This is a genomic window from Paenibacillus sp. FSL H7-0331, assembly GCF_001956045.1.
This window is the reverse complement of sequence record NZ_MRTH01000029.1, coordinates 96,350-104,373: the sequence shown is the minus strand read 5'-3', so window position 1 is coordinate 104,373 and position 8,024 is coordinate 96,350. Positions and strand designations below refer to the sequence as shown.

Genomic DNA, 8,024 nt, shown 5'->3' with positions numbered 1-8,024 from the left:
GATCTAACACGGAATGAAGCTGTAATTTTGTTTGTGCGGATACACCCGAAATGCTTTCGTGCAGTCTTGTTAGATTACGAAGGTTTAAGTGTTGGATCTCCCTTTTTTTATAAGGCTCTAGTTCTTCTTTATAATAAAGTTCACATAGATGAAAGGCATCAAGGGCATCGGTTTTAACCTTCCGTAAGCTTGAACTTTTAGCTCGATAAGCAATAAATGGATTGACGATAATATACACATATTGATGCTCCTCTAAAAATTGAACAATAGGAGTATGGTAGTGTCCCGTTGATTCCAAAATAACCGTAGGCATTTTACCCGCCAGGGTCTCAATTTCTTTTAAGAACTTTAGAAAAACAGTATTAAATTCCTCAACATGATGAAGGATGCTAAAGCTTTTACGATAAGGCTTTCGTTTATCCAAAAATGCTTGAACTTGACTTTCTCCTTTGGCTACATCCAGACCAATGACTGGATTCATACGAATTCTCCTCCTTAATCATACTTAATTGTCGGTATCCCCTAAGGCTTCTTGTAATGTCATAGGTTCGCTTGTTAAACGGGATCTGGTCCCAACCAGCCTGAAACATGTTTATACAAGTAGGAGGTGAACAGTTTAGCTGACGGGATAAAATCCCACGGGAACTTCGTTCTACCCCGACTACCGTAATAATAAGACCCTATGAAAAAAGGTCAACCAGAAATATCTGGCTAACCTTATATTACGAACTGGGAACGATAGTTCAATAAATAAGAGTAGTCTCAAACTATATTTTCTAGTTCCAGACTGCTCTTTGTTGATCGATAATTTAGTTTCATAGGTTCTTATCGAATGTACGAAAATGGATATTTTCGTACATTCAAATCCTTGATTTTACTACCTTCATCCGGTAAACTCATCCTTATATAAGATAATCATACATTCAACGTATGATTCCATCATAAAGGAGCCGGAGTATGACTAAAAAACAACCTACGATGTGCAGCCGCTGCGCTCGCTCCAGGACATCGAGGATATGAAGCAGTCCCTACGTCGCTGGTGCAGCGAACGGGATTATTTTCTGTTTCTGCTGGGGATTAACACCGGGTTGCGCGTAAGTAAGCCGATAAAGGACTTCTGGCCGAGTGATTGGAGTGTTGAGTTTTACGAGCGCAGCGGCTATCAGCGTTGTATAGAAGCTATGGAACTGATGTTGGAATGATGATGAAAGGTGAATGCCCCAACTGAGGCATTTGCGCGGAGGAGCCTATGAACGATTTAAAGCTAATACAAGATTACAAGCATCTGTCCGAATACCGGCTAAGCTTTAACGAGCTGGCTGCCCAGGTCTTTCATATAGATTTTGAACAATGGTACCAGCGGGGCTGCTGGGATGATACCTATACGTGTTATTCTTATATAGACGGAAATACCGTTGTTGCCAATTTATCTGTGAGCAGGCTGGAGCTTGTTTTGAATAGTCAACACTACAAGGCGATTCAAATCGGCACTGTCATGACGCGTCCGGATTATCGCAGCAGAGGCCTCTCCAGAAAGCTATTGGAGTTCGTGCTGTCCGAATATGAAGCAAAGTGCGATTTGATGTATTTGTTTGCGAACAAAAGTGTGCTTGACTTTTATCCGAAATTTGGTTTCAGTCCCGTACATGAAGCCAGTTTTACAGTTCCTGCTTCTAATCTGGAGCCTAAGCGCTCAAGTCTGCGAAAGCTGGATGTCAATGTTGCCGCGGATTGGGAGCTGATTCAGACCCTTGCGGCAGAGCGCCAACCGATCTCGCAGCAGTGCGGAGTGATAGGGGCGACAGGAATCTTTTTGTGGTATTGTCTGAATGTTTTTGGTGAAGATATTTATCTGATTGAGGACACACAAACCCTTGTTATTGCTCAATATGAGGACAAGGAGCTGCATCTATTCGATGTGATCAGTAAGGAGCCGGTTGAACTGACAGCCTTGCTGGCTACTGTTATTAGCAGCGCGATCAGCAGCGTTCACTTTCATTTTACGCCGAAGTTTAACGATATCGAGGTTGCAGCTACGCCTTACCTTGTTGAGCCGGATACTACACTTTTCATTCGTTCAAATTGTCCTCGCATATCAATGCCAAACCCTCTGCGATTTCCTCTTGTGGCACAGGCCTGAGTAAAGGGTAAAGCAGCCTTCTGGAATAGCAAGGCTGCCTGATTGGTTGTCTTTTATTTAATTGATGTCACCACTGTTCACATACTTGATGCCTTCGACTTTTACCGAAATGACCCCGGAGGGTATGGCTAGCTGATACGTCTCATTGATTTGAGACATGAGTAATTGAATCCCCATGGGAGACAAGAACGATATCAGGTTTTGGTTAGGGTCGGCATGTTGGGGGAAAACAATGGTGAAGGATTCGATCCAATCATCGTTTACATACCGCAGCTCCAATCGGCTTCCGATCAACGCAACGGAGTTTAGACGGTCTTCGCTAAGATCAGCGACGATTTTTTCGAGAGTTGAAGTATAATCTGATAATATCCGCTCAAACGCACTGCGTTTGTGATTGTTTTCCGGGAAATAATGATTCAAGAAATTGGTCTTTTCTTCATCAAAATAAACAAGCTGATTGATCAACTGCAATCGTGAACCAACGAGCAACGGACTACGGTTCATAGTAGATCTCGCCTCCTTCACGACTCACGAACTCTCTTGGATGGTTACAATCCATTTTCACACAAATCCCTCCTATATAAATAGAGGTCTCCCTTACGGAGACCTTTACAACAGTATACCAAGTATTATATGTAAATCCAATCCATTCCTTTTTGCAAAAGAGCAATTATTTATTTCGACGTTCAATAACTTTGTTTGACAGTGGCCCCGTAGGGTGCTAAGATAACTTAAAGTGAAGGCATTCCGCAAGTTTTGCGGAATGCCTCATTGTATTTTCACACCCCTCTTACATTAAATGTAACCGAATACAGGGGTGCGCGTCATGGAGCCACTTCTTGTGCTGCATGGATGTAAAACCATTTGAAAAGGAGCTGCTGCAATGATCCAAGTTAAAGAATTTCTCGATACGGATAACTCTTATGCCGAGAACAAAGCGAATGAGTTTTTGGCCGGTTTAAAAGATGATCAATTGATTAACGTGTGTTACGGTTCGGTCATCAAGTCAACACTTTCTGGTGTAGAGCACCAAAGAAGTGCGATTCTGGTCGTTTACAAGACGAACGAAAAAAAGCGAGTGACTTAGAAAAGCCACTCGCCGAATGATGAGGTGGGCTGTGCAATGAATAAGAAACCATTTCTCGATTTCAACAAATTAAGCAAAGACAAAACCCGTTCATTTTTACTGTTAGTATCAGTGTGCTCTACCGTGGTTCTTGTAGTTTTCGCCATTTATGTTGTCCTTACAATTATTTTCAATAAATAGTTTATCAACAGGAGGCTGGTTTAAATGGAACCCTTAGTGTTATCGCATGGTGTACTTGCATCGAGAGTGATCTACAATGAACCGTAGTGAATCATCCAAAGCCGCAGGAACTATGTAACGCTGAGTCGATTCTACACGCGGCTCCTCTGCATAAATTTAACATTACCACTCATATAGACATATCTTGATTCATGGAGATCATGCCCTGTTGTTGAAGGGAGATGGTCTCTTTTTTTACGAGGCTGTCTCAGAAATTATAAATGGTATAATAGAAAGTTAATAAATTGGATCTATAGATAAGGCCAATCTCTTGATATGATTGAAGAAAATGATTCAGGAGCGTGATCGCTTGTTGGAAAAGGTGACTTTAACAGGGAAACGGGTCAAGCTGGTTCCGCTTGAGCAAGGACACGTGCAGGGTTTGTTTGACGCCGGAAATGATCAGCAAATCTGGACGTACCTTCCGAGCCAAATGAATACACTCGAGCATATGAATGAGCTCGTGCTGGAGGCTCTGGAGGCGCAGGAAAATGGACTACAGGTACCTTTTACGATTATGGATGTGCAGACCAACGATATCATGGGATCGACCCGATTTTTGAACATCTCGTTGCCCAACAAGAACCTGGAAATAGGCTGGACCTGGTATTCACCGAAAGTATGGCGAACCCATGTGAACACCGAGTGTAAGTATTTACTGCTGCGATATGGCTTTGAGGAGCTTGGGCTGATCCGTATACAATTCCGGGCAGATGTGCGAAACGTAAGGTCCAATACAGCGATTCTCAGAATTGGCGCCAAGCATGAAGGTACCATAAGAAAGGATCGTGTTCTTTATAGCGGTTTTATTCGAGATACTCAGCAATACAGCATCCTTGATGAGGAATGGCCAGAGGTGAAAGTGCGACTGGAAACTCAGCTCTTGAGAGTATATTGAGATTGGACTGAACAGATTGACAATGTGGATGACGAAGGAAGGCACTTGGATTACCCTCTATGGGTAGCCTGAGTGCCTTCCTGTGTGTATCAGACTCTGTAGATAGCCAAACTGCAAGGTTACACTCATGATGAGACGATGCTCCAGGCCACGTGTTCATGATTACAGGCCAGCCAGCTTGACGTTATCGCTTCGATTTTTTCGTATAACACTTCCGCTTGTGAAAGGAGATGGACCTGTAGGTCCTGGCCAGCTTCTTGATCCTTTTTTGGGGAATTCCAGCCGGATTCATGCTTAGGCTCTTGTTCAGTGCTTTTTTCAGAATGACACGTTTGGGGGAACTGGCATACAGAAAATTTCCGTACGTCTCGAATTCGGAAAAACCAAACTGCTTTGATTTATTAATACTGCGGATGATCGCGGAGTGCCAGCTGGTGTTGTGTCGGGCGGCGATCTTCTTTTTGAGTCGGGACAGCTTCGCTTTTTCAAACAGCATATAGTGGGTGACGAAGGAGGACGGTCTGGGTGCACGCTTCCCCAGCAGTTTTCGATAGGTATTAAAGTATTCAGGCTGACTCCAGTTACGGCAATAAAATATTTGCTTGCCGCCTGATCTGAACAAATGTGGTCGTATAAGCACGGTGTCTGCGTCGATAACGAGATAAAATTTTTGGGAAACCTTCGAGCTGCCTCCAAATTTTAACAGCTGTTGGAACAGCCAGCCGGATCGGTCCCATTTACGGGAGCTGTAATGGATATTTTTTTTGGTTATCGGCAGGACGGTATTTTCATGAACAAAGGTACAATTCTTCCGTGCGCAGAGGCTTTTGATCCGTTCGCTGTCCGGGGATACAATCATAATCTTCCCGATGGGATGCATCACATATTTTCTTACACTGTCAATAACGTAAGGTAACGTAGCTAAATCCTTATCAATGGCAGGGATGAGCACATCGATCTTCGTGCGGCTGCGCCGCTGAATCCGGGTTGCACTGGACATTTGGTCAACTCCATCGGCTATTGGTTTTGGGCGAAAGCGCTTGTGAGCCGATAATTATTGGACTCCACGCCACAGCCCTCTATGAATTAAGAGTATGTGGATGCAGCAGGTGGCGTTCCGAATAAGTCATGCAACTTTGGCCCAATTGCGCTAAAATGAAATCAAAGAGGTTAAGGAGCCAAATATCTATGTTTGAGGAACAAGAGGCGAGACGTAATATTGGGATATTTGCTCATGTGGATGCAGGTAAAACGACGACGACGGAGCAGATGCTATATCAGAGCGGCCGCATTCGCACGCTGGGCAGCGTAGATACAGGAACGGCACAGACCGATTCGCTGGATGTGGAGCGGGAGCGGGGTATTTCTGTAAGGGCTTCCGTTACACGCTTATCCTGGCAGGGGGTTTCGATCAATCTGGTGGATACGCCAGGGCATGTCGATTTTCTATCCGAGGTCGAACGGTCGCTGCGTGTGATGGATGGTGCGGTTTTGATTATTTCAGCCGTGGAGGGTGTGCAGTCGCAGACGGAGGTCATCTGGCAGGCTCTGCGTGATATGCGAATGCCTACGATTATATATATGAATAAAATGGATCGGGTAGGTGCAGATCCGCTGGCTGTTATGGAGCAAATTCGACGGCTGCTCACTCCCGGTGCAGTACCGATTCAAGCTCCAAATGGAGTTGAGGATGCCTTTGCCGGTCCGGTGGATCTGCTGGATGTGAGCAGGACCGAATATGAGGCATGGGCAGCCCCTTACAGGAAGCTGCTTGTCGAGTATGCAGCTGAGCAGGATGATACATTGATGCTGCAGTATATGGATACGGAGGATGTGCGTACCGCAGAGCTGCTGCCTGTCCTCCTTGATTCGGTACAGCGTTCGCACTGTGTGCCTATATGCTTTGGGGCTTCGAATCGGGGCATGGGTGTAGCACAGCTGATGGACATGATGGTGCATCTGCTGCCAGCTCCTGCAGGTGTCAATGAGGCGGAGCTTTCCGGAATCGTCTTCAAGCTGGAAAAGGACGCGACGATGGGACGTATCGCTCACGTGCGCCTCTATAACGGGGTGATCCGCAATCGCGATACAGTGCCTAATCATACGCTTGGCATTGAGGAAAAGGTTACACAGATTCGTAAAGTAGAGGGACAGAAGACGATAGATACAGGGATTTTGCAGGCGGGCGATATCGCTTCTGTATACGGCTGGAGCCGGGCAAGAATTGGCGACATTATAGGTTCCCCGAAGGGCGTGCCGGGAGAGCAGCGGTTGGCGGTTCCACTGCTCACCGTGCAGGTGCATTGGCGTAATGAAGCCGAATATCCGGCAGTCATAGCTGCCATGCAGGAGCTGGCTGATGAAGATCCTTTGCTGGATCTGCAGTGGCTGCAGGATGATCGGGAGCTGCATCTCAAGGTTATGGGACGCATTCAGATGGAGATCATTACACATCTGCTAAGCAGCCGGTTCGGACTCGTTGTCACGCTGGGCGAACCATCGGTGATCTATAAAGAAACACCCGTACATGCGGGGGAAGGTTTTATGGCTTATACGATGCCTAAGCCCTGCTGGGCCATTTTGCGATTTCGGATCGAGCCTGGAGCCAGAGGTAGCGGGCTGCGGTACAGCTCGATAGTCAGAAATGAGCATCTGCTGGAACGGTATCAGAATGAAGTGGCACGGCGGGTGCCGATTGCTCTGGAGCAAGGATTGAGGGGATGGGAGGTCACGGATTTAATCATCACGCTGGTCGAAGGCGAGCATCATGTATGGCATACGCATCCGTTGGATTTTGTTATTGCGACCCCGATGGGGATTATGGACGGATTAGCCAACACCGGCACGAAGCTGCTGGAGCCGATGCTGCGGTTTCGCTTGTCCACACCGGAGGAATACGGCGGCAAGCTGATGAATGAGCTCGTACTGATGCGCGGTCAGTTTGATACTCCCGTGCTGCGGAATGGACGAATGGACATAGAAGGCATACTTCCTGTCGCGACATCGCTCGATTTCCCTTCACGGCTTGGCTCACTGACCAAGGGGCGAGGGATGTTATCCGTGTTTTTTGCAGGTTATCAGGATTGTCCGCCGGAGGTAGAGGTGGAACGTCAACGAAGAGGGGTTAACCCGCTCGATCAGTCCAAGTATATTCTTGCTGTTCGGAATGCGCTTACACAGCTGTAAAGAAGCCAAGAGAATGACATCCATTCAAGATGAAGGAACGAGGCGCTTTTTGCATGATACAGTCCTATGTACTGCTGATTTTGTGCGTGATCTGTTGGGGCAGTAACTTCGTATTTGGCTCGATGCTGGTTCATGAGTTTCCGCCGCTATTGCTGTCGGCTTTTCGATTAACGGCGACTTCGATTTGCCTGCTCAGCTATGCTTGGGGTACACGGAAGCTGGGTAAGCTGTCCCTTCGGGATTGGAAGCTGCTGGTTCCGCTCGCTATTTTCGGAACACTGCTCAACCAAACGGCGTTTTTTACCGGTCTTCAAACTGTTGATGCGACGACAGCTTCGTTGATTTTATCGTTGGCTCCGCTGACGATTGCTTTGCTGGCAAGGATTTTTCTGAAAGAATTAATTACCAAGCAAATGCTGGTGGGCTCTGTGATTGCGATTACTGGTATTTTCTTTGTGGTAGGGGCAGATCAGATGGTCTTCAGATTTCCATAG

Annotated in this window: 8 protein-coding genes and 1 pseudogene; 6 read left to right on the top strand and 3 right to left on the bottom strand. The window is 46.3% G+C overall.

Annotated features, from left to right (window positions below; genetic code table 11):
* A partial coding sequence (locus BK127_RS30360; RefSeq protein ID WP_144026606.1) for an IS110 family transposase occupies window positions 1-481 on the bottom strand: 481 nt, incomplete at its 3' end.
* A gap of 499 nt (window positions 482-980) precedes the next feature.
* Between BK127_RS30360 and BK127_RS30355 the strand changes: the two are divergent.
* Window positions 981-1,112, top strand: a pseudogene (locus BK127_RS30355) (site-specific integrase); the annotation flags it as partial.
* Between the two features lie 137 nt (window positions 1,113-1,249).
* A complete protein-coding gene (locus BK127_RS30350) occupies window positions 1,250-2,140 on the top strand; it encodes a GNAT family N-acetyltransferase (protein ID WP_076235852.1) in 891 nt (296 codons plus the stop codon).
* 57 nt (window positions 2,141-2,197) lie between these two features.
* Here BK127_RS30350 and BK127_RS30345 read toward each other — a convergent pair whose 3' ends face one another.
* The gene (locus BK127_RS30345) at window positions 2,198-2,644 is read right to left on the bottom strand and encodes a GreA/GreB family elongation factor (protein WP_076235851.1); all 447 of its coding nucleotides are present in this window, start codon (window positions 2,642-2,644) and stop codon (window positions 2,198-2,200) included.
* Window positions 2,645-3,023: 379 nt separating this feature from the next.
* Here BK127_RS30345 and BK127_RS30340 point away from each other — a divergent pair, with 379 nt between their 5' ends.
* Complete coding sequence (locus tag BK127_RS30340) at window positions 3,024-3,227, top strand: sporulation protein Cse60 (protein WP_076235850.1); 204 nt, start codon at window positions 3,024-3,026, stop codon at window positions 3,225-3,227.
* Between the two features lie 508 nt (window positions 3,228-3,735).
* Complete coding sequence (locus BK127_RS30335; RefSeq protein ID WP_256711517.1) at window positions 3,736-4,344, top strand: GNAT family N-acetyltransferase; 609 nt, start codon at window positions 3,736-3,738, stop codon at window positions 4,342-4,344.
* Between the two features lie 184 nt (window positions 4,345-4,528).
* On the opposite strand, the gene BK127_RS30330 is transcribed toward BK127_RS30335, so the two are convergent.
* Window positions 4,529-5,344, bottom strand: a complete 816-nt coding sequence (locus BK127_RS30330) for a DUF6492 family protein (RefSeq protein ID WP_076235848.1) — start codon at window positions 5,342-5,344, stop codon at window positions 4,529-4,531.
* A 188-nt stretch (window positions 5,345-5,532) separates the two neighbouring features.
* Between BK127_RS30330 and BK127_RS30325 the strand changes: the two genes are divergently transcribed.
* Window positions 5,533-7,530: an elongation factor G gene (locus BK127_RS30325; protein WP_076235847.1), complete on the top strand. Its 1,998-nt coding sequence runs from the start codon at window positions 5,533-5,535 to the stop codon at window positions 7,528-7,530.
* A 29-nt stretch (window positions 7,531-7,559) separates the two neighbouring features.
* Window positions 7,560-8,024: a DMT family transporter gene (locus BK127_RS45040; protein WP_256711512.1), complete on the top strand. Its 465-nt coding sequence runs from the start codon at window positions 7,560-7,562 to the stop codon at window positions 8,022-8,024.